The organism is Methanobrevibacter sp. (assembly GCA_022775905.1).
Taxonomy (GTDB): domain Archaea; phylum Methanobacteriota; class Methanobacteria; order Methanobacteriales; family Methanobacteriaceae; genus Methanocatella.
The window spans coordinates 12536-34494 of the sequence record JALFJX010000015.1 but is presented as its reverse complement, the minus strand read 5'-3'; the positions used below and the strand labels follow the sequence as shown (position 1 = coordinate 34494).

General features: G+C 32.1%; 20 protein-coding genes, 1 tRNA gene and 1 pseudogene. 5 read left to right on the top strand and 17 right to left on the bottom strand.

The features are described from left to right. Window positions 1-157 precede the first annotated feature (157 nt). The 5 genes from MR875_05305 to thiC form a co-directional block, all read right to left on the bottom strand. Window positions 158-316: a hypothetical protein gene (locus MR875_05305; protein MCI6994256.1), complete on the bottom strand. Its 159-nt coding sequence runs from the start codon at window positions 314-316 to the stop codon at window positions 158-160. Then, window positions 313-504 (bottom strand): hypothetical protein, encoded by a 192-nt coding sequence (locus MR875_05300; protein ID MCI6994255.1) that lies wholly within the window; start codon window positions 502-504, stop codon window positions 313-315. The genes MR875_05305 and MR875_05300 overlap by 4 nt, the downstream gene beginning before the upstream one ends. 321 nt (window positions 505-825) lie before the next feature. Then, window positions 826-1410, bottom strand: coding sequence for a hypothetical protein (locus tag MR875_05295; GenBank protein MCI6994254.1), 585 nt, complete (start codon window positions 1408-1410; stop codon window positions 826-828). 411 nt (window positions 1411-1821) lie between these two features. Further along, window positions 1822-3480, bottom strand: a complete 1659-nt coding sequence (locus MR875_05290; protein ID MCI6994253.1) for an ATP-dependent DNA ligase — start codon at window positions 3478-3480, stop codon at window positions 1822-1824. Next, on the bottom strand, window positions 3480-4754 hold the full coding sequence (gene thiC / locus MR875_05285; protein MCI6994252.1) for a phosphomethylpyrimidine synthase: 1275 nt from the start codon (window positions 4752-4754) through the stop codon (window positions 3480-3482). Before thiC ends, MR875_05290 begins: the two co-directional genes overlap by 1 nt. An 82-nt stretch (window positions 4755-4836) precedes the next feature. On the opposite strand from thiC, the gene MR875_05280 reads away from it, so the two are divergent. Continuing rightward, window positions 4837-5505, top strand: a complete 669-nt coding sequence (locus tag MR875_05280; protein MCI6994251.1) for a 3'-5' exonuclease — start codon at window positions 4837-4839, stop codon at window positions 5503-5505. A gap of 209 nt (window positions 5506-5714) precedes the next feature. Here the strand turns inward: MR875_05280 and MR875_05275 are convergent, their stop codons facing one another. Both MR875_05275 and MR875_05270 read right to left on the bottom strand, forming a co-directional pair. Further along, window positions 5715-7916, bottom strand: coding sequence for a CDC48 family AAA ATPase (locus MR875_05275; protein MCI6994250.1), 2202 nt, complete (start codon window positions 7914-7916; stop codon window positions 5715-5717). 312 nt (window positions 7917-8228) lie between these two features. Continuing rightward, on the bottom strand, window positions 8229-9539 hold the full coding sequence (locus MR875_05270) for a prephenate dehydrogenase (GenBank protein MCI6994249.1): 1311 nt from the start codon (window positions 9537-9539) through the stop codon (window positions 8229-8231). A gap of 61 nt (window positions 9540-9600) precedes the next feature. Here MR875_05270 and MR875_05265 point away from each other — a divergent pair, with 61 nt between their 5' ends. The 3 genes from MR875_05265 to MR875_05255 are packed head-to-tail and all read left to right on the top strand — an operon-like array spanning window position 9601 to window position 12739. After that, a complete protein-coding gene (locus MR875_05265; GenBank protein ID MCI6994248.1) occupies window positions 9601-10662 on the top strand; it encodes an mRNA surveillance protein pelota in 1062 nt (353 codons plus the stop codon). A gap of 60 nt (window positions 10663-10722) precedes the next feature. Then, window positions 10723-11685: a cell wall biosynthesis protein gene (locus MR875_05260; protein ID MCI6994247.1), complete on the top strand. Its 963-nt coding sequence runs from the start codon at window positions 10723-10725 to the stop codon at window positions 11683-11685. Window positions 11686-11689: 4 nt separating this feature from the next. Then, a complete protein-coding gene (locus tag MR875_05255; protein ID MCI6994246.1) occupies window positions 11690-12739 on the top strand; it encodes a glycosyltransferase in 1050 nt (349 codons plus the stop codon). Between the two features lie 5 nt (window positions 12740-12744). Here MR875_05255 and MR875_05250 read toward each other — a convergent pair whose 3' ends face one another. Continuing rightward, entirely contained in the window at window positions 12745-14046 is a 1302-nt protein-coding gene (locus tag MR875_05250; protein ID MCI6994245.1) for an FAD-dependent oxidoreductase, read from the bottom strand. A gap of 74 nt (window positions 14047-14120) precedes the next feature. Here MR875_05250 and MR875_05245 point away from each other — a divergent pair, with 74 nt between their 5' ends. Further along, the gene (locus MR875_05245) at window positions 14121-14396 is read left to right on the top strand and encodes a HypC/HybG/HupF family hydrogenase formation chaperone (protein MCI6994244.1); all 276 of its coding nucleotides are present in this window, start codon (window positions 14121-14123) and stop codon (window positions 14394-14396) included. Here the strand turns inward: MR875_05245 and MR875_05240 are convergent. The 9 genes and pseudogenes from MR875_05240 to MR875_05200 form a co-directional block, all read right to left on the bottom strand. Further along, window positions 14390-14893 carry an amino acid-binding protein gene (locus MR875_05240; GenBank protein ID MCI6994243.1) on the bottom strand — a complete coding sequence of 168 codons (504 nt, stop codon included), beginning with the start codon at window positions 14891-14893 and terminating at the stop codon, window positions 14390-14392. The genes MR875_05245 and MR875_05240 overlap by 7 nt on opposite strands. A 163-nt stretch (window positions 14894-15056) precedes the next feature. After that, window positions 15057-15131 (bottom strand) — tRNA-Ile (locus MR875_05235). 101 nt (window positions 15132-15232) lie between these two features. Continuing rightward, window positions 15233-15517, bottom strand: coding sequence for an iron-sulfur cluster assembly protein (locus MR875_05230; GenBank protein MCI6994242.1), 285 nt, complete (start codon window positions 15515-15517; stop codon window positions 15233-15235). Window positions 15518-15608: 91 nt separating this feature from the next. Further along, entirely contained in the window at window positions 15609-16517 is a 909-nt protein-coding gene (locus tag MR875_05225; protein MCI6994241.1) for a DUF5591 domain-containing protein, read from the bottom strand. Window position 16518: 1 nt separating this feature from the next. Next, window positions 16519-17010 (bottom strand): TIGR00295 family protein, encoded by a 492-nt coding sequence (locus MR875_05220; protein MCI6994240.1) that lies wholly within the window; start codon window positions 17008-17010, stop codon window positions 16519-16521. Window positions 17011-17020: 10 nt separating this feature from the next. Beyond that, a pseudogene (gene tfe / locus MR875_05215) lies at window positions 17021-17485 on the bottom strand (transcription factor E). 351 nt (window positions 17486-17836) lie between these two features. Next, window positions 17837-19036 (bottom strand): DegT/DnrJ/EryC1/StrS family aminotransferase, encoded by a 1200-nt coding sequence (locus MR875_05210; protein ID MCI6994239.1) that lies wholly within the window; start codon window positions 19034-19036, stop codon window positions 17837-17839. Between the two features lie 5 nt (window positions 19037-19041). After that, window positions 19042-20844, bottom strand: coding sequence for a polysaccharide biosynthesis protein (locus MR875_05205; protein ID MCI6994238.1), 1803 nt, complete (start codon window positions 20842-20844; stop codon window positions 19042-19044). A 233-nt stretch (window positions 20845-21077) separates the two neighbouring features. Next, on the bottom strand, window positions 21078-21941 hold the full coding sequence (locus tag MR875_05200) for a coenzyme F420-0:L-glutamate ligase (GenBank protein MCI6994237.1): 864 nt from the start codon (window positions 21939-21941) through the stop codon (window positions 21078-21080). Between the last annotated feature and the right edge of the window lie 18 nt (window positions 21942-21959).

Genomic DNA, 21959 nt, shown 5'->3' with positions numbered 1-21959 from the left:
ATAATGGCTGGCTATTCCCAAAACTATCATTAGGATGCAGTAGATAACAGTATTTTCACCAATGCCTAAAGACTCTGAGTACAGCATGACTATTGGAATGACAGTAACCAGAAATGAAGTCAGTATGTCAATGTCCTTTCTGTTTTTTTCTAACCATTCAGATATCATCTGCTGTCACCTCCTCGCAGGTATGGCTAAGGATTATACCGTCAACACAAATCTTTTCTTCGCTTCTATATACTTCTTCGGCATTTTCTTCAATGTTCATCCAGGATTCGTACTCTTCCAACGTTTCAAAGTATTTGATGTATCTCATTGTGCCTCCCAGGTTATTGAATAGTATAAAATTCCATTTTCGATTTTAAATTCTATAATGGGCTTAACTACATAAGGATAACCGCTGTCAACGTATTTGGTGCCGTTCCAGTAGAACCAGTGTCCTGTTGTCTGGTCAATGTATGGACCTTTGTTTTCCAGTGTTCCGACAAGTTTCCTTATGGTCATGTGTTAAACCTCACTATAATATATTATACCTTGGAAGAAAAAATCACAAATGAAAAAGAAGAATTGAAAAAAAATATAGTAATGGCTGATTTTCATTGATTTTTTTAATATTAGAATTGAGTATATGTTTCAATATATTATATTTTAATTAGAAATATCAATAAGTAAATGTGTTGATTTAAATAAAAAGTGATGGTTTAATGGTGATATTGATTTAATCAAAATCTGATGTTGAATCAGTGACTGTTTCTAAGGATGAATCTGGGGAATCACCGCCACCATTATCACTATCAGAATTTGAACTGGTGTCTGTATCTTCATCTAATCATCGGCACTATTATCATAATAATCATTTCCTCTTGAATATAATGATAAACTACCATCAGAATTAACAATATATGAATCATCATTTGGAGAAGGATGAACAATGCTTCCTGGAGCAAAATATCCAATTAAAGTACCATCATCAGCATATACTGGGAATGTTTTTGATGGAGAATTAGTAGATGAATTAACTGCATTATTATCATGAGATATGGAATTTCCAGTTTTATATTGAATAGATTTTGCCATATGTATTGCAATGTTTTTATCTTTACAACAAATTACAATATTGTCATGAGTTGTGTCGTTTACTAAATGTATGCAATAAAATTCACCATTTTCATTTGTTTTAACACTATCTGATAATTCACTTCCATCTAATTTATATACTGTGTATCCGTCAATTTTTTCCGAATTTCCAGTTTTAATAAGTTCTTTAATTGCATAAAAACCTAATGCTCCACTTAATTCATTAGCATTACTACCTTCTTGACTATTGTATGTAATTAATGCTCCATTAGACCAATTCCAAAATTTAACACCTTCAGCATCTCCAATATATTGTGCTTGGTTTGTTGGCATTTCTATACTTGTTCCATTTGGAACTATTTCAATTCTTAACTGAATTAGTAATTGTTACAAAAATTGCACCTATTAATATACAAATAATTACATGAGAATCCCAATTATAACAATTTTTTTCTTTTCCATTGTTTTACTTCCATTATTATTGTATTTATATTATAATTTTGGGTATAACTAATTTAAAAGTTATTATAATTTAATTTTTTAAAAGATTATATTCAGTGAATGTTATAGATTAATTAGGTTTATTTTCCTTGTTTTAGTTAAGGAATGGGTGATTATTTTATTTTCACTGAATATTTCTGATGAACTTATTCAAACATCTCAAAGGATATAAAAAATATTCATAGTTTTCAATAAAATAATTGTTATCAAGTAATGATGTTAATTATGCAATGAATTAGAAAATTAATTTCCAGTATTGTACATGGAAATTAATCTTTCAACGGTGTCTGCATCCATAGGACTTTTATCTTTTCTTATATTTTTAACAACTGGGAATCTCAATGAGTATCCTGTTTCATATTCTGGAGATTCAACGATTTCGGAAAATGCAATTTCTAAAACTATTTTTGGCTCAACAATTATTTCACGGCCTTTGGTTGAAAGCTCAAGTTCTTTCATTTTTCCAGTTAAATATTCTAATGTTGCATCATCAAGGCCTGTTGCTGCATAAGCTACACTTTTAAATTCATTGTTTTCATCTCTAAGTGCAACTAGATAAGATCCAACGAAATCTCCTCTTTTACCGATTCCATAAGTTCCTCCAATGATGACCATATCGAGAGTTTCAGGTTCTGCTTTGTATTTAAGCATTTTTTTACCTCTAAGACCAGGCATATATGGTGCTGAAGCATCCTTAATCATGATTCCTTCATGTCCATCATTGATTGATGTTTCAAACAGTTCCTGAATTTCAGAAATGTTTTCTGCAGTTCCTATTTTCATTGTACTTAAATTCATTTCATCAACTGAAGTGTCAACGATGGATTCCAATAATGTCCTTCTGTTTTTTAGAGGTTCATCAATCATTGGAACTTGATAGAACATCACATCAAATAGATATACTTTTAGAGGAACATTTTCCATTGCTTCTTCAACATTGTGCTTTCTTCTAACACGATGGAGAATGTTTTGGAATGGGAGTGGTTTTCCATCTCTTGTAGCAATAACTTCTCCTTCTACAATATAGTTGTCATGAGGCAAATGTTCATCAAACAATTCAACTATTTCTGGAAGTGCATGGGTAATGTTTTCAAGTCTGCGTGTGAATATTTTAATTTCATCTCCATTTCTGTGAACCTGCAATCTGATACCGTCGTATTTTGTGTCGCAAATTGCCATTCCCATTTCGGGAATAATTTCATCGAGTGGAGGTGCAAGCTGTGCAAGCATTGGTTTAACAGGTGTTCCTGGAGTTAGATTAAGTTTTTCCAAACCTGCACTGCCTTCTTCTTTTGCGGTTCTTGCAACAACAGAAAAGTCATTTGTAAGCATTTGTGCTCTTTCAACAACTTTTTTGTCAATGTCAAATGCCTGTGCAATTGCATCTCTAACAACTCCGTCTCCTACGCCAATTCTCAATTCTTCTGTAATTGTACGGGTTAAGTATTTAGCTTCAGTTGCACTTGCTTGGCTCAATAATTCTAAAATAACTGCGATTTTACGATTAGTAGATCTAGATCCGCTTATTTGGGATAGTTTACGTAGGCTATTGAATACAAAATCTATTGTTAAAGGTTGTGAGAAGAATGTCATTTGGGACTTTTTAGCATATAATTTGATGCATGCAAGACCGATATCTCCTTCGTCACGAATTGCATCTTCAACTGCTGCTTGTGTGGTTCCAACAGCTTCTGCAACAGCTCTTTCAACTAATTTTCCACCAATTCCGATTTCTTCAGAACTCCATGCTGGAAATACGACTCCTAAGATTAAGAGTCCTACTTTTTCAGTAGTTTCAGTATCTAACTTTTTTAGGAATTCAGAAATGATTTCTGTCTTTTCTAGTCTTTTTGTTGTTGCCTCAAGAGCTGAGTAAACATCTACTAATTCTTGATATTTCATTAGAAATCGCCTTTAGCTATTTTAACTGCACAATATTCTCCACACATTGCACACATTTCGTCATCGTCGAGTTCACATTTTTCACGGTATGTTCTAGGTTTTGAATGATCCAATGCAAGGCTGAATTGTTTTTCCCAGTCAAATTCTTTTCTGGCCTGTGCCATTGCATGTTCACGGGTCCATGCAGATTCAAGTCCTTTTGCAACATCTGCTGCTTCAGCTGCAATCTTTGATGCGATAACTCCTTCTTTTACATCTTCCAGTGAAGGTAATGATAAGTGTTCTGCTGGAGTTACGTAACATAGGAAGTTAGCACCTGAAGATGCAGCTATTGCTCCTCCGATTGCTCCAGTGATGTGGTCGTAACCTGGTGCAAGGTCAGTTACAAGAGGTCCAAGCACGTAGAATGGTGCTCCATGACAAATTGTCTTTTGGATTTCCATATTTGCTTTAATCTGGTTTAATGGCATGTGTCCGGGACCTTCTACCATTACCTGAACATTCGCGTCTTGGGCTCTTTTAACGAGTCCGCCTAAGTTCACAAGTTCTTGAATTTGAGGGATATCACTTGCATCAGCTAAACATCCTGGTCTTAACCCATCACCTAATGATAATGTAATGTCATATTCATAGGATAATTCTAAAAGATAATCGTAATTTTCGTATAATGGGTTTTCCATATCGTTATGGTTAATCCAGGAAGCCATGAATGTTCCTCCACGACTTACGATTCCCATCATTCTGTTTGCAGCTTTTAACTTTTGAACTAAATCTTTAGTGATTCCACAGTGGAGTGTCATAAAGTCCACTCCTTCCTTTGCCTGATTTTCTATTGCTTTAAATATATCGTCAGGGTCCATATCAATTATTTCTTTGTTTTTGCCAAGTGTTACAACACCTGCTTCATAAATCGGTACGGTTCCAATACAAATATCTACAGCATCCATGATTTTCTTTCTAAATAGTTTCAAATCAGAACCGGTGGATAAGTCCATCAATGCATCAGCACCATATTCCTGTGCCAATTTTGCTTTGTTAATTTCAAGTTCTATATCATCAATCTGGGATGATGAACCGATATTTGCGTTAATTTTGGTTTTAAGACCTTCACCAATACCGCATGGTTTTGAATGTCCGTTAATGTTTTTTGGAATTACGACTTTTCCTAAGTCTATTAATTTAGCTAATTTATTTACATCTATATTTTCTTGTTTTGCAACAATTTCCATTTCTGGTGTAATGTTGCCTTTTTGTGCTTCACTTTTTTGAGTCAAGTTTATCCCTCTTGTTGACTAATCATAATTAATTATATAGGTTCGAATATATAGAATTAATTAAATTATATTTATTTAGGTTGTGTTTACTATAAAAGTTATATTTTTTGATACTGAAACAACGGGTCTTGATTTCAGATCTGATAGTATTATAGAGCTTGCAATGTTAACTGTTGAAGATGGTACTAAAACTGATAGTTATGATGAATTTATTGATATTGGGAGGCCAATTTCACCAAAAATATCCAAATTAACTGGGATTACAAATGATATGATAAGAAATGAGGGGATTAATGAAGAAAAAGTGGCTATGGATTTAAGAGAAAGACTTACTGAAGGCACATTGATGGTTGCTCATAATTGTCAATTCGATCTGTTATTTGTTTATTCATTATTGGCACGTCATTTTCCTGATGATGCTAATGAAATTGTTTCTAATTTAAATTGGTTAGATACTGTGTCAGTTTTAAAAGATAGAAAAAAATACCCTCACAGACTTATTGATGCTGTAGAATATTATGATATAGAAAAAGTTAATTTTCACAGAGCTATTGATGATACAAAAGCATTATATCGTGTGGCATTGGCTATGAAAAATGAACGTGATGATTTGAAGGATTATATTAATTTATTCGGTTATAATCCTAAGTATGGTGTAAGTGGAATTAGATTCCCATTCATTGAATATAAACCTCAGATGTTTCATCAAAGAATTGTTGCTCCTGATTTTACATTGCCTAACCGGAAATAAAAATTAAACTTATTTTAAACTTTGTTTTGACTTTAAAAAATAATATGTCAGTATAGAGGTTGTGGGAGGATTCCATATCCTCCCTGGAAAAACGGTAGAAAATGGTATAAATATTATTTGGAGGTTGTGGGAGAGATTTTTGCATCCCTCCCTAATGGTCAGTGTTTATATGGAGGTTAATATGAAAGGAAGAAATTAATATTTTCTTCCTACATATATTGGACTAACTGTTCTTCATTAGAGTTATGTCCAGGTTTTACTTTATCAATTGCTTCTTTAAAGTATTTATATGGGATTTCTTTGGCATCGAGGTCTTTTCTTAATGTAAGCATTGCTGCTTCTCTGCATACTGATTCAATGTCTGCTCCAACATATCCTTCAGTATTTTTAGCGAGTTTTTTAAGATCAACGTCTTTCGCAAGTGGCATATCTTTAGTGTGTACTTTAAAGATTGCAAGCCTGGTTTCTTCATCTGGTTCTCCGACTTGAATATGTCTATCAAATCTTCCAGGCCTCATAAGTCCAGCATCCAAAATGTCTGGTCTGTTGGTTGCTGCAATAATTGCAACATCTTCAAGTTCTTCTAAACCATCCATTTCAGTTAATAATTGGTTTACAACTCTTTTAGTTACTCCACTGTCAGTATCATTTCCACTACGTGTGCTGGCTATTGCATCAATCTCATCAAAGAAGATTACAGTTGGTGCTGCCTGTTTAGCTTTTCTGAATACTTCCCTAACTCCTTTTTCAGATTCTCCAACCCATTTGGATAGGAGTTCTGGACCTTTCACTGAAATGAAGTTTGCTTCACTTTCACTTGCTACTGCTTTTGCAAGTAATGTTTTACCAGTTCCTGGAATTCCGTAAAGCAAGGTTCCTTTCGGAGGTCTGATTCCTAAGCGTTGGAAAGTTTCTGGGTGTTTTAATGGCCATTCTACAGCTTCTTTAAGTTCTTGTTTTACGTCTTCAAGACCACCTATATCATCCCATTTGATATCTGGGATTTGTACAAGAACTTCTCTTAAAGCAGAAGGTTGGATTTCTTTTTGCGCATTTTTAAAGTCATCGCCGGTAACAACGATTTTTTCCATCACTTCTTTTGGAATTTCTTCATCATTTTGGATTTCAGGCAATATTCTTCTAACAACCCTCATTGCTGCTTCTTTACATAATGATTCGAGGTCTGCTCCTACAAATCCATGGGTTGTATTTGCGATTTTATCGAGGTCAACATCCTCTGAGAGAGGCATGTTTCTTGTGTGTATTTCAAGTACTTCTTTTCTTTCTTCAGAATCCGGTACTCCGATTTCTATTTCACGATCAAATCTTCCCGGCCTTCTGAGTGCAGGGTCAAGAGAATCTGGTCTGTTGGTTGCACCAATTACTACTACTTGGCCACGGGATTTAAGACCATCCATTAATGTAAGAAGTTGAGCAACGGTTCTTCTTTCAACTTCTCCATTAGTTTCTTCTCTTTTTGGTGCAATTGCATCAAGTTCATCGATAAATATGATTGAAGGAGAATTTTCTTCTGCTTCTTCGAAGTATTCTCTTAAGTTCTCTTCAGATCCACCAACATATTTACTCATGATTTCAGGCCCATTTATTGCAATGAAATGAGCATCACTTTCACTAGCTACTGCTTTAGCTAGTAATGTTTTACCAGTACCTGGAGGACCATGCATTAATACTCCTTTTGGAGGTGCAATACCTAACTTTTCAAAGAGTTCTGGTCTTTTAAGAGGAATTTCAATCATTTCTCTTACTTTTTTGACTTCTTCTTTAAGACCACCAATGTCTTCGTAACTTACATCAACAAGGTTTCCTACACCTTCAATTTTACTTACATCAACTGGACTTTCATGGAGTTGGACTTCAGTATTTGGACCAACAATTACGATATCTTTTGGATTGGTTGATACAACAGCAAATTTAATTTCTCTCATTGCTGGTGTGAAATCCATTAGTTCGTCAAACAAGCTACCAAAACCCATGCTCATACTTGGTTTTGGTGCTCTGATTTGAGATCCAATTATGTCTCCTTGTACCATTACTTTTCCAGCAAATAAACCACGTACATCACCTTGTACACGGATGTTATTTTCAATTGGAGCTAAAACAACTTTTTTAGCTTCTACTGCTTTGATTTTTTTAACTTGAACTTCTCCACCTATAGTTGCACCTGAGTTTTTACGTACTAATCCATCAATTCTTATGACTCCAAGTCCAATGTCGGTTTGTGAAGGAAGTGCGATTGCTGCAGTTCTTTTTTCGCCAACAATTTCGATTAAATCTCTTTCATGGATGTTTAAGTCATCCATAACATTTGGATCAAGTCTTGCTACTCCTTGACCAACATCTTTTTGTGAAATTGCTTCTGCAACTTTTAGAGTAATTTCATTTTCTGCCATGATAATCATCTCCTTTATGGCTGTAATTTAGTAATCATTAATTCATGTCAATCTTTTTGTTACTTTTTGTAACTTTATTGACAGATATACTTGTGTATGATTTACTATATAAAGGTTTCGGTTCAAAAATTTTTAAAATTAGTTTTTAAATAAGGTTATTTTTTATAATAACTTAAATTATTTGGTAATTTAAATTATATTAAATTTAAAATTTTATTTTATCAAAAAAAGTAATTTTTAAAGTGTTATAATTAAATTTAAAGTTTAATTACTTTTTGACACTTTAATGTATGTTCGTATGAATTAAAACAGTTATCTGATGACTCCGCCAAATCCAGTGAATAATTCTTTAACTTTTTCAATATCTTCTTTGGATAATGCAACAACTTCAAAAGTCAAGCTGATGGAATCATCACTGATTTGAGGTCCATTATATTTGTCAGTTAATGTAATATCAATTATGTTGGCAATATTTTTAACAGTGTTTTCAATTATTTCAATGTTGACATTCTTTGAGAAGACACAACTGATTGATTCTACCTTATTGTCAAAATTAATGATTTTCCAATCATAAAGCTCTTTTTCACTTAAAACTTCAATGTTTGCTACACGCAATCTTTTAATGTTGTTTCTCTTTCTTAGGATAGCGGTCTTATTTTCTATTTTTTCCAAAATTCCAACATGAATTTTTCCTGAGTAAATATGCCTTAATCCAACTTCGCTGCCTATTGATTTATTTAATAATGTGAATTCATGATTAAGACCGTTTATTGCTTTATCACTTCTACCCAATGCATTTTTAATATCTCCCATGTGTTTGGTAGCTTTAATTGCAATTTCCACAAATTTTTCATCATCCTTGTTATTTATTACATCTCTTAACTCAATAACTGCATCTGCAAAAGTATTTCTAATTTTAGGGCCGTTGTTGTTCATGGATTGGATATAATATGTTAAGTAAGGATTTTGTGCAACAATACGGGCAATCATATCAATCATGAGATTGTAAATTGGGCTTTCGTAATCTTCAGTTTCAGAAATGTCCACTTTTAATTTTTCAATTGCTGATGCTGTTGAAATAAATGAAAAATGAGTTAGTACTTGCACAATACTCATCATATAATCATGTTTTTGAGCAGTAGTTTCAATTATTCTCATATGTTGGTCATTGAAGTAATTGTAGACTTTATCGTACCATTCACCTTTTTTGGTGGCAGTCAAAACAATTACCTGATTGTCCAACTCTGTTGTTCTTGGACCAAAGATAGGATGTGTTGGAATATATTCTACATGGTCTGGCAATACTTCTTCCATGGTCTTTGAAGGTTCTTCCTTAACTGAAGTTACATCCATCATTAATGAACCTGGTTTCATAAATGGTGCCACTTCACGTATCACGTTGGATGTGTGGTGAATTGGAACTGAAATAATCAATATGTCACTAATATTTGCCAAATCAGTATTTGATTCAATATAGTTTACATTTAAGCTATCTGCAACGCTTTTACCTTTTTTATGATCTCTTCCAGTTATATATACATCAAATTCATCTCTCAAGTAGTAGACGATGGTCTTACCTAAACCGTCACTACCTCCAATAATTCCAACATTCATTTTAATCATTTATAATTTTTAAATTAGTAAGTATATATAAATTATTAAGTAGAAAAATTATTGTGAAAACATGAAAATTATAAAACAAGATACAAAAGAAGGAATTATTGAAATAGTTCCAGAAACCTTGGATGATTTATGGCATCTATCTCATATAATAGTTGAAGGAGATAATGCATCCTCTAAAACAACAAGACGTATTCAGGATAATACTGGAGATAAATTAAGAAGTGATAGGGGAGTTAAAAAAACATTCTATTTGGGTTTAGATATTGAAAACATCACTTTTCATTTATTCACAGGAAAATTAAGATTGACTGGTACAATCACAAGAGGTCCTGAAGATTTAATTCCTCTTGGATCACACCATACTTTGGAAGTTAAACTTAATACTCCAATAACTATCAAAAAACAGAAATGGCCAAAATGGGCAATAAAAAGACTTAATCAGGCTATTGATGCATCTAAAAAATTATCTGCTATAATCATCGTACTTGAAGATGACACAGCAACCATAGGTTTGATGAGACAGTTTGGAATTGAATATTATGGTCCTATTAAAGGTCATGTGTCTGGTAAGAGGATTATTGATAAAAACAGACAGAAGAATATTGTTCAATTTTATGACAAAGTAATTGAATCAATACAAAAATTCGATTCAATCCAGAATATAGTTATTGCTGGACCTGGTTTTGTTAAAAACGATTTCTATGATTATATTAAAGACAAATATAAGGATTTAGCAAAAATGTCTGTCATTGAATCTACTGGATCTGGAGGTCGCAACGGTATTTGTGAAGTTTTAAAGAAAGGTACTGTTGAAAAATTAACTTCAGAAAATAGGGTTGCTCAGGAAATGGGTGCTATTAACAGATTGCTCGCTGAAATAGGTAAGAATTCATCTAAAATTGCATATGGTATAAAACAAACCAAAAATGCAATTAATCTTGGTGCAGTTAGTGAACTTTTGATTTTGGACACTAAGGTAGCTAGTGAAAATATGGGTGAATTGATGGACATGGTTGAAAACATGAAAGGTGAAGTGATGGTTGTTAGTAGTGAACATGAAGGCGGAAAACAATTGGAGAGTCTTGGGGGCATGGCAGCCATTTTAAGATACGAAATTGTTTAATGTTTATGTACAAATTTATATAATATGAACAATTAAGAATAATTATATACAAGTGATAACATGTTTTATTCATCGATTATTATTGCATTAATTATTGTTTTTATCATAACTGCAGTAAGTACTGCAGTGTTGGATATTATTTTTAGATTTTTAGGAAAAATGGGATATCTAGGTAATCTATATCCAAATGTAAGGGGAGGTATTCCTCGTGCTATTGGTGTAGTTCCATTTATTGTATTGTCCTTTTTTATGTTGCCCAAGTGTAACTCAATGATTTTGATTATCGGTATATTTGCATTGATTGATGATATTTTAGGAAGAAAAAAATGTGTTCCACTCGGTATTGAATGGGGTCAACTTTCAAGAGGAATTGGAATTATATTGGTGATGGTTGCAGGTATTATTGAAGGATACTGGATTTCAGCAATACTCATTGCTTTAATGGTTCAACCGCTCAATATTTCAGATATGCAGCCTGGAAGTACTTGTATTGTCACAATGATTATGTCTGTTATTACAATGGTTCTCATGTTGATTGTAGGTTCTCCAATGGTAAGTGAGTTACCTGCTGTTTATACTCCATTATTAATATTCGTTGTATGTGCAGCTTACTCTCCACTTGATTTCTCCGGAAAAATCATGTTGGGTGAAGTTGGAAACCATACATTCGGAGTGGCACTTGGTTTAGCTTTTTATTTAGTTGGAGGATTATGGTCAGTTATTCTACTTGGATTCATAACTGTTGCTTTAATTGCATTTGTCAGAAGAAATACCTTAAGAGTTTTCTTTAGACAGAACTTAAATATAGTAAATCCAACTTTTGGTGATTATTTCATGGATGTATTATCTGGTGGAGGATTAGGTGACTTATTTAGAAGATTGCTTCTTAAAGATAAAAAATATGTCATTACTAATCCTTTATTGATTTCATTAGGATTTAGAAGATTGCTGTTCAATCCTTATGCAACTCATTCAAGAAAATATACTTCTAAAAAAATACCAAAATTAGGAAAGGAGGTGTAATGGTATGAAAGCATTTTTTACGGTTACAGGAAGAGGTTTAGGTGGTGATGCAGTTGTCGCAATCAACACAATGGAAGCCCTTAGAAAAAGGGGGGTGGAGTGTGAAATTGGTTTAAATGAAACTGCTTCCGGCGATCTTTTTGAAAAAAATGGTTTTACTGTACGTAAAATTTCAATACCTCATGCGGGAGGTCATGCAGCAACCAAACTGTCTGCAATAAAAGGTGCTTTAAAACTATTAACCGCAACTTTCAAAGCAAGGTCTGCTATTAGGAAATCAAATGCTGATTTTGTAGTTGGTGTCTTGGGCGGGGGTGCAATTGTAGGTTCTTTAGGTGCTAAATTCGCTGGAAAACCTTGCATTTCTTTAATTTCAACACCTTTGGATTCAAAGGTATGTCCTAAATTTAATTCTTGTTATGTATTGCCTGAATTGGATAAATTTAGATTAGATACTCTTCCTAAAAATATGGAAAGATCATTTTATCCGCTGACTGATGATATTGGTGAAGGAGATGAAGATATTGCTCTTCAAAAATTAAAAGAGTATCCTAATTTTGATGAAAACAAAAAGACAATTATATTTTCTTCAGGTTCTTCAATCTTTAAAGGAATGATTGATGCTATGAGTTTAGTAGCTGGAGCAACTGATAAATATAATCTTGTTTTAATTGGCCGTCCTTTAAAAGAAGAATATTATGATTTAATTGATGAAGAAAAAGTGGTTTATGTTGGTTTCATTGATTGGGTTAAAGATTTATTCAAATTTGCTGATCTGGCTGTTTTAACAGATGATGGTGTTTCTCTTGAGGAAGCTATGATTTGTGAAAAGCCAATTATTGCTCTTACACGCGTAAAATGGGGAAGATATCAGAATATGGCTGGTGTATTCAAGGGAGCTATTATTGAATCTGAAGTCACTGATGTATGTAAAAGCATACAAGAAGCGTTTGAAAATTATGATTCCCTAAAAGAAAATGCTGAAATGTATGGTAAAAAATGTTTCAAAGCTGCTGATAGTTTAGCAGATGGAATATTAAAAAAAGTAGAATAGTGGTATTATAACCACATATTTTTTATAATTTTATAATTTGTATCTGTAGATGGGTGAATTTCTATAAATTCATCATAATCATCTAAATCATAATCCATTCTCATTAAATAAGATAGATATGCAACGTCACTTACTGAGGATGGGGAAATTGAATTAATTCTATTTATTTTGTTGTTTTTCTTATCGAATTCAATTTCTGAATATCCTGTATCTCCAGATAAAATGTTCCAAAATGCTGAAGGTCCTGCTATTGCGGGAATTGCAATTGTTTCCTTGTCTTCTTCAGGGCATTGTGATTTTTCATTTTCAACAAAACTCACTTCCATGTTCAAACTTAATGTTTGAGGAATACAATTGTAGCTTACTTTATTTGAGTATCCTGCCATATTCCTTGCTGCTGTGATGCCCTCTTTTCTTGCTACTGGTGTCAACTGATAACCTCCAGTAACATCACCTGCAGCATATACATTCTCTTTAGAAGTTTTCATCATTTCGTCAACTTTGATTGTTTTGTCATTGTTTAACTCAACAATTCCTTCAACAATTTCACTGTTTGGGGTTCTTCCGGTTGCAAAAAATGGAACTCCATCTAATTCTTCACCATTATCAAGCAAAACTTTATCTTCAAATGCTTCCACAACATTTGTATTTTCATAAAGAGTTATGTCCTTCATTATATGTTCTAAAACATATTTTTTGGTATTTGCAGTAATCTCTTTTAAAAATGAGCTTCTTGCAAGGATATTAACTTCACTGCCTAATGTGGAATAGATATTAGCTATTTCCCCAGCTATTATTCCACCACCTATTATGTTTAATTTTTCAGGCACATCATCAAGTTTCAATATATCCTTATTTGTAAGTCCAAACTCATTGCCTTTGATATCTGGAATAAAAGGACGTGCACCTGTTGCAACAAGTAAATTGTCATATTCAAAACTTTCATTATTTACCTTAACGGTATCACCTTCAATACTAGCTTCACCATATATGACATTGTTTCCGACACTTTCATTTTCCAATTGATTTAAATGTCTTAGTTTTTCTTGTGTTTCAACAATTTTCTCAACAATTTTTTCATAGGATACTTCAAGTTGACTTTTTATGAATCCATGTTCATTAAATCGTTTGTTTGAATCTATGAATTTAGTAATGTCAGTTAATGCACAAACGACCATGCAACCTTCATTTAAACAGGTACCTGCAATATGATTTTTTTCAATTAAGGTAACGTCTTCCCTTAATCTTCCGAGTTGCAATGATCCTAATCTTCCAGCCGGACCGGATCCAATAACAATATTTTTCATCATAACACCATTTAGATAATTTTATATATACTAATTTTTAAATTATTTATATATTAAATTTTGGAGGAGAAAATATGTGTATTGCAGCACCCGCTCATGTAGTTGAGATTAATAGAGAAGATAACTGGTTATATGCTGACTTCGGTGGAGCAAGACAGCAAGCAAAAATAGATCTTTTACCAGATGTAGAAGTTGGTGATTATGTTCTTATTCATGCTGGTTATGCAATAGAAAAATTAACTGAAGAAGCTGCTAAAGAATCTTTAGAAGCTTGGGAAGAACTTTTAGAAATTCTTGAAGAAGAAGATAAAGAAATGGAAAAAGCAAGAATGGCTGATTTAAATCAGTAAATAGACACTCTTGTTACTCCTTTTATTTTTAAAAATTCATTTATTAAATCACCACTTACAACCTCTTCGGTTATAATGGTTAAAATTGGACTTTCTTGGAGTTCTGTATCTTCGGCATAAGCTTGTCTTATTCCAATTCCTTTTTTTGTAATTAAATTTGTAGTGTTTGAGAGTACTCCATCGCTTTCAGATCCACATTCTATTTCTATTACTCCTAATTTCAAATTTTTTGCAATATTTTTTAGAAGTGTTCCTGCTGGCATGATGTTGCTGAAAAGATTGTATAATTCTTCATCTTCTTGTATTACTTCAATTGTAGATTTAATTGCTCTTCTATCGACATCAGCTGCTGTTGCCAATGCTTTATCGCTTATTTTTAAATTTCCACAATATATTTTACCATCTTCACTTAAAGATAGTCCGAGTTCAATCATTTTTTCTGCTACTCTAATTCTTGCAGGGTATTTTTTGAATTTTTCATTAATTTTTTCCCACATTTAATCAACATTCCAACTTTTTGTACATTTAAGTTAATTTATGTTGAATATAATATATATTGTTATGCTATTCTTATCAAAAAAAGTTAATTAAAAAAATTTGGTTAAAAATTAAGATAAAATAATTATGTATTTGAAAATTATTATAAAAATAGTTTAGAAGTAGGCTAGATGGGATTCGAACCCATGACCTCCCGGTTATCAGCCGAGCGCGCTAACCAAGCTGTGCCACTAGCCTATGAATATTATGTGGCAGTTAACTGTCAACACTTATACTTATATTAATTCCTATATATAAACCTTTCGGCTATACATAGAAATTAATCAAAATTTTGAAAATTATCTATTAATCATTTCATTAATGGAATCTGCCATAGCATGTCCTTCGACAATAATTTTTGCTTTTTCGATTCCTTCGACTGCTTCTGCTCTAACTTTTGCATCAGCAGCAATACGGGTAATACTCATACAACCTGGGTTGGTTGGTTTAAGAGTAATTTCAGCTTGATCTCCATCAACTTTGATGTTTTGAACAATGCCCATTTCTACAATACTGATTCCCATGTGTGGGTCGTTAATTACAGTAATAGCATCTTTAATATTATTTACTAATTCTTCAGACATATATTTTGCCTCCTGTTTTTTAGTATACATATACTATTGATAAAGGTATTTATAAACATTGTTATTTTTTTCTAACAAAATCACAGTAAAATCATTTTAATCTATGTTTTAATTTAACACCAATACCATTGCGACATTCTTCCATTTCTTGTCCTGTCATAACTGCCTTTCCAACACCTACAACAACATCGTCCTTAACGACAACAACTTCATCATTAGGTACAATTTTGTGGTCTGCTTTGACAACTCCTGGTGCAAAAACAGTATTTGTTGTTAAATCAAAATCAATCTCAACAATGTGTATTCTCAAATCTTTTAAAACTTCTCCACCATATAAGTTTAATCTGTATAACCCATGATCTTTATTCAATAAAGCTAATTGTTTGCTGTCGGAAAATACTCTTTTATGATACATTCCTTTTGTTTTAACATTATCTGGAATGAATTTATCTCCGTTTTCTCCGAATTGGAATTTAGCAATTGATCTTAATTCATGTAATGTTTTTTCTCTTCTGTTTATTCTTTGATGATTTTTAAGTTCCATTCTTAAATTGTAAAGGGAATCTGGGGAAGTTGGTCTTCCATCTTCACAGACATTTATGAAATCATCAACATATGCTTCACAGGATTCCAAATATCCACCAGCAAGGTTTGCGACAATTGTTTTTCCTTCACAGTATTTTGCAATTAACTTTCCGGTTTCTTCGATTTCATCTTGGGACCAGGAACCAGTTGTGCTTACGTCGTAAGATTGAATTGGGAATGTATTTTCAAGTTCTCTTGGACAAATTCCAAATGGGGATGTTACAATAAGTTCCTGATAAGAACGAGTAAGTTTCCTAAATTTTTGATGGGATTTTGAATTGGAATAAGGTTTTTTCATACTGCACGGCAATAAAACAACAGTATCTCCAAGAGGTTCCATCATTTCCATTCTTTGTCTCCATCTAACCGCTTCTGGACGATAAAGAGACTCTTCACTTGAACATATTACTTTCATATTATTCCTCAAAAGCTTTAATTAATTCATTATCTAATTCGATTAGTCTTTTAATGTTTCCGTCACTGTCTGCTATTCTTCTTTTCCATTTTTTTATAACAAAATCAATATCTACCTCTTCACTTCCACTTACTAAATTGTCTGCATGTGCAACAATTTTTTCTTCAAGTGTCTGAGGTAAATAGGATTTTTCAGGAAGTCCAAGTTTTACAGCTTCTTCTCTAGTTATTCCAGCGCCTATATGTCTTTCAATAATGTTTAGAACATCTTCGGAATAATCGTATTTTTTAGCTATTTTGACTCCTTCAATAGCATGTGTGATGTCATGAGTTTTAGATCTTCCAATATCATGTAGGATAGCGCCCTGTTTAATCAAGTCGCTGTCTACATTATCAAAATTAGTAGCTATTTTCATAGCTTTTTTATAAACTGCTTTGCAATGGTCTATAACATTTTCAGGAGTATTCTCCTTTTTAAGTAATTCAATTTCCATTGTTATCTATTTATTTGCCTACTTTTTTAATAAATGAATTGTAATTACTTTCAACAATTTCAATGTGGTCTTTAAGTTCTTCAATAATTTCAGCATTGTCTTGGAATACTAAGTCTTCATCACATGCGGGGCATAAAAATTCATAGTAAGGATCTGCTGCTGTATCAAAGTCAAACCTGACATGTCCATATGGACATACAAAAAACATGTTTTGTTCTTCATTTTCTAATTTTTCTTTGAGTTCAGCTAATTCTGCTTCACTGTCTTTTTTAATCCTGTTAATCAATTCGTCTTCTTCAAATTTCCAAGAATATGTGAACCATTGGGTTTCAGGGTCTTTACTTCTTTTATAATTAGCAATTTTTAAATCGTAAAGTTTGTATAATATTTTTCTAACGATATTTAATTTAATATCAGTTTTTTGAGCTATCTCTTCGTCTGTTTCAACACCTTCAAGTAATGCTTTGATGATTGGTGTGATTGTGTTTTCAACAGTATCTTGGATATGGGTATTGATATATTCCACATCAGCAGGTCTAATTTCAAGTGCTCTTATAAGATTTTCCATTCCATCAGGGGTTGATTTATCAGGATATCTTTCTCTAAAATTTTTTTTAAGGTTTTCTTCGTGGTCTTTCTCAACAATTTGTGATAATAATTTCTTTACTAATATATCATCTATCATTTAATTTCCCCTAATTTGTCCGTGCTTTTTAATGTAATTTTGGAACTTTTAAAAAATAAACTAAAAATCATGATTAATTTCTTTGTTAATAGTAATTTAAAGTTATATTTTTTTTATTATAAAAATATAACTATAATTCCATTAATATTCTTCTAAAATGGATAATAAATTTTCAATAATATATTCTACTTCTTTATCACTTAAAGTGGAATATACTGGTAAACTTATTTCATTTTTGAATAAATTGTATGCATTAGGGTAATCTGCAATATCAAAACCTAAATTTTTATATGCAGTGAGCATAGGTAATGGTTTATAATGCACGTTGGTGCTTATTCCTTTTTCATCCATTTTAACTATTATTTCATTCCTTTGTTCTAAAGTAATGTCTTTGATTCTAGTTAAGTATAAATGGCCTGAAGATGTTGAATTTTCAGAGAAATGTTTAGGGCAAATAACTTTGCTGTCTTTAAATCCTTCATCATATTTTTTAATGATTTCATGTCTTCTTTTAAGCATGGAATCATATCTTTCAAGTTGTCCAAGTCCGATTCCTGCTTGAACGTCAGTCATATTGCATTTGTATGCTGGAAGGAGAATGTCATATTCCCATGATCCTTTTTTGGTTTTCTCTAATGCATCTTTTGTCTGACCGTGAAGTGAAAGGATTTGTAACTGTTTGTATAATTTTTCTGAATCGATACCTTCATGTTTCTTCCAGGTTACTGCTCCACCTTCTGCTGTTGTTAAATTTTTAACTGCATGGAATGAAAAACAGGTAAAATCAGCAAGAGTTCCTGCAGTTTTATTATTTTGAACAGCTCCAAAACCATGAGCACAATCAGCCAATACAATAATTCTGCCAAAGGCATCTTGAAGTTCGTTATTGGAAGTAAACAATCCTTTTTTATTTTCAATTATTTCATATATCTTATCATAATTACATAAGATACCTGCAATATCCACTGGCATTATTGCTTTTGTTTTTTCAGTAATTGCCTCTTCAACTTTTGTGTAATCCATTTCTTCTTTATCTTCTTGACTGTCAATTATTACTGGGGTAGCTCCCACGTGACATATTACACTACAAGTTGCAGTATAAGTGTATGCGGGTACAATTACCTCATCGCCGTCTCCAATACCCAATAACCTTAAAGTCATTTCTAAAGCAGTAGTTGCAGCACTTAAACAAACGGTTTTGTCACTTTTACAGTATTCACTTATTCTTCTTTCAAATTCTTTTGTTTTAGGTCCAGTTGTAATCCAGCCTGATCTTAATGCAGAGATTACTTCTTCAATTTCTTTTTCACTTATGTCTGGTGGGGAAAATGGAATATTCATATTATTTACTCTCCGTTAACTTCTTGAGGTTCTTTGTAAGTAGGAACACATTTTTTCATTGTTTCTTTAATGATTTTGTTGTCTGTAATTTCATTATTGATAATTTCTCTAAATGCATCTAATTTTTCTTCAATATCATCCATTGTGAAATGCATAGGTTCTGTGATGAATATTTTTTCATGTCCAGTTCCTTCAAGGTTTTCTTCATCCATTAAAATTTCTTCATATAACTTTTCTCCAGGTCTTAAACCTGTGAATGTAATGTCAATGTCTTTTCCAAGAGTCAATCCTGATAATTCAATTAAACTTTTAGCCAAATCATAAATTTTAACAGGTTCGCCCATATTCAATACAAATATTTCTCCACCTTTTGCATAGGTGATTGATTGTAATACTAATGCTACTGCTTCAGGTATTGTCATGAAGAATCTTGTTATATCTTTATGGGTTACGGTAACAGGACCTCCTGCTTCAATTTGTTTTTTAAATAATGGTACAACTGATCCATTACTTCCTAAGACATTTCCAAAACGGACTGCAACAAATTCGGTTTCACTTTCTTTATCTTTAGCTTGTATAATCATTTCGCAAACTCTTTTGGTAGCGCCCATGATATTTGTTGGATTGACTGCCTTGTCTGTTGAAATTAAAATAAAACGTTTTGTGTGATATTTGTCACATGCATTTACGAGATTGTAAGTTCCAAATATGTTATTTTTAATTGCTTCAGTTGGATTATTTTCCATTAAAGGAACATGTTTATGGGCTGCTGCATGGAAAACAACTTCTGGAGAATATTCTTCAAATAGTTCAAACATTCTTTCTTTGTCTCTAATGTTTGCAATAATTGCTTTGACTTCTACATTGGGATGTTTGTCCTTAAGTTCTAGTTCAATATCATATAAACTATTTTCATATATGTCTAACATTAATAATAGTTTTGGATTTTGAAGCATTATTTGTCTACAGAGCTCTGAACCGATGGATCCACCTCCACCAGTTACTAAAACAACTTTATTATTAATTAAGCTTTTAATATTATTGTTATCAAGTTCTACAGGGTCTCTTCCAAGTAAATCTTCAATTTCAATGTCTCTTAAACTACCATATAAGTTTTCAGAAGATATGATTTCTCTTAAATCAGGCAATGCTTTTACTTTTGCTGCTGTTTTATTACAGATTTCTAAAATCTCTTTCTTATTTTTATTATCTATGTTTACTATTGTGAAGAATATTGTATCAATTTCTTCTTTTTCACAGATTTTCTGGATATCTTTTCTATTACCAATAATTTTTACTCCAGCAACTGAATAACCCATACGTTTTTTATTATCATCGATGATACCAATAATATCGTATTTTCCTTTTAATGAGGTTTGTAATGTTTTAATAATGTTGTTTGCGGAATATCCTCCACCAATGATTAACAATTTTTCCTGATTTTCTGGAGTGTAATTGATTCCCTTATTTGCAATGTCTGACAATAATGCATATCTTATTACTAAACGGTATGCAATGGTTATGATACCTATGATAATTCCGCTTGTTAAATTGAACTTAATTGATGGGTTTTTCATACCGATTATCTCTTCGATTAAAGAAACTACAAGTAAAGATATAACTGAAAGAAGGATGTACATAATATAGTCTTGGTTGGTTTCATAACGAATAATGTTGGCATATCTTTTTGTTAATCTGAAAACGATTTGCAAAATGACTATTGCGAGTATGATACTAATTAAGATTTCATTACCAATTATTAGACTTTCCGGATGCATTAAAAATGAATCTGTAATTAGAACTGACATTAAATAATATCCTAAAATTACAGAAATGCTATCCATTAAGGGTAATAAGAAATTTCTATATTTTCCAAAACTATTTACGTTCATGATGTTCATCCTTGTAAAATTTTAACTTATAACTTATAATATTTTAAGCATTATTTATTTATGTAAATTGCTTAATATAAAATTTTCTTCAAAAGAAATTTTTAACTTAAATTTGGTATTTAAGCTAATTTTATTTTAATGGTGTGTGGTTATTTTTTTCTAATAATTACTGCAGGGGTGTGAGTAATTGAATCAAGGTCATTTATAGTTACTTCGTCAAATTCAGTACCTAATACTTCTTTAACACTATGGATTGTTTTCATTTCTGTTGAAAGTGATTTTTGATAATCTTCAGCAATATTTGCTATCCTAAGTGCAGTTTCAACATCCATTTTTTCACTGCAACCCAATGGGGTGGATCCCATATTTTCAGATAACTGTCCTTTAACATATCCAAAAAATCCATTGTCTGCATCGATACCATCAATTGCAATTGGAAGACCTGTGAAATATTTTCCATTTTTCATGTATGTTGCATCAGTATCAATAATCATTACACAAACTTCTTTCCCAATTTTGTTTTTCAAGTCTTTTGCAACTTGTTCGGGATTATCCGGAAGTAGAGAAACATAAGTTCCGGGAGCATTACTCAAATCAACTCCTGCCTCAGAAGCGGGTTTCAATGCATGTTTTAAACCATATAACTGCAATATAACTTCTTTATGAGCATAGGTTTCCTTGGGTAATTTTCTCAAATTCTTGATTGTTCTCTGTTTAATGCCTAATGCAGGGCCTAAAATATATCCCCAAAGATATTTGCTCCATACTGTTGTTAAAAATTTAGCGGTAATTGAGGGGGAATATTTTGATTCATCAACTAATCTGCCTTGTGCAACTGAAATTGGGGTTTCAGCTATTACTAAATAATCATCATCTTTCATTAATTTTTGAGCAGGCTCAATAATTACATTTAAATCATCATTTGGTTTGATATAACCTGTTTCAATAGGAATTACAATGTAATCTCCTTGAATAACATGTTTTATATTTTTTAATTCATCATCACTTGTCATAAAAATCTTTATTATAAT

Excerpts from the sequence above, each read along its gene's own strand:
- MR875_05250 (MCI6994245.1), bottom strand. The coding sequence starts at position 14,046 with ATGAAAAATATTGTTATTGGATCCGGTCCGGCTGGAAGATTAGGATCA.
- MR875_05275 (MCI6994250.1), bottom strand. The coding sequence starts at position 7,916 with ATGGCAGAAAATGAAATTACTCTAAAAGTTGCAGAAGCAATTTCACAA.
- MR875_05255 (MCI6994246.1), top strand. The coding sequence starts at position 11,690 with ATGAAAGCATTTTTTACGGTTACAGGAAGAGGTTTAGGTGGTGATGCA.
- MR875_05200 (MCI6994237.1), bottom strand. The coding sequence starts at position 21,941 with ATGACAAGTGATGATGAATTAAAAAATATAAAACATGTTATTCAAGGA.
- MR875_05305 (MCI6994256.1), bottom strand. The coding sequence starts at position 316 with ATGAGATACATCAAATACTTTGAAACGTTGGAAGAGTACGAATCCTGG.
- MR875_05240 (MCI6994243.1), bottom strand. The coding sequence starts at position 14,893 with ATGTGGGAAAAAATTAATGAAAAATTCAAAAAATACCCTGCAAGAATT.
- MR875_05260 (MCI6994247.1), top strand. The coding sequence starts at position 10,723 with ATGTTTTATTCATCGATTATTATTGCATTAATTATTGTTTTTATCATA.
- MR875_05210 (MCI6994239.1), bottom strand. The coding sequence starts at position 19,036 with ATGAATATTCCATTTTCCCCACCAGACATAAGTGAAAAAGAAATTGAA.
- MR875_05205 (MCI6994238.1), bottom strand. The coding sequence starts at position 20,844 with ATGTCAGTTCTAATTACAGATTCATTTTTAATGCATCCGGAAAGTCTA.
- MR875_05295 (MCI6994254.1), bottom strand. The coding sequence starts at position 1,410 with ATGCCAACAAACCAAGCACAATATATTGGAGATGCTGAAGGTGTTAAA.
- MR875_05290 (MCI6994253.1), bottom strand. The coding sequence starts at position 3,480 with ATGAAATATCAAGAATTAGTAGATGTTTACTCAGCTCTTGAGGCAACA.
- MR875_05230 (MCI6994242.1), bottom strand. The coding sequence starts at position 15,517 with ATGTCTGAAGAATTAGTAAATAATATTAAAGATGCTATTACTGTAATT.
- MR875_05225 (MCI6994241.1), bottom strand. The coding sequence starts at position 16,517 with ATGAAAGTAATATGTTCAAGTGAAGAGTCTCTTTATCGTCCAGAAGCG.
- MR875_05265 (MCI6994248.1), top strand. The coding sequence starts at position 9,601 with ATGAAAATTATAAAACAAGATACAAAAGAAGGAATTATTGAAATAGTT.
- MR875_05245 (MCI6994244.1), top strand. The coding sequence starts at position 14,121 with ATGTGTATTGCAGCACCCGCTCATGTAGTTGAGATTAATAGAGAAGAT.
- MR875_05270 (MCI6994249.1), bottom strand. The coding sequence starts at position 9,539 with ATGATTAAAATGAATGTTGGAATTATTGGAGGTAGTGACGGTTTAGGT.
- MR875_05300 (MCI6994255.1), bottom strand. The coding sequence starts at position 504 with ATGACCATAAGGAAACTTGTCGGAACACTGGAAAACAAAGGTCCATAC.
- MR875_05220 (MCI6994240.1), bottom strand. The coding sequence starts at position 17,010 with ATGGAAATTGAATTACTTAAAAAGGAGAATACTCCTGAAAATGTTATA.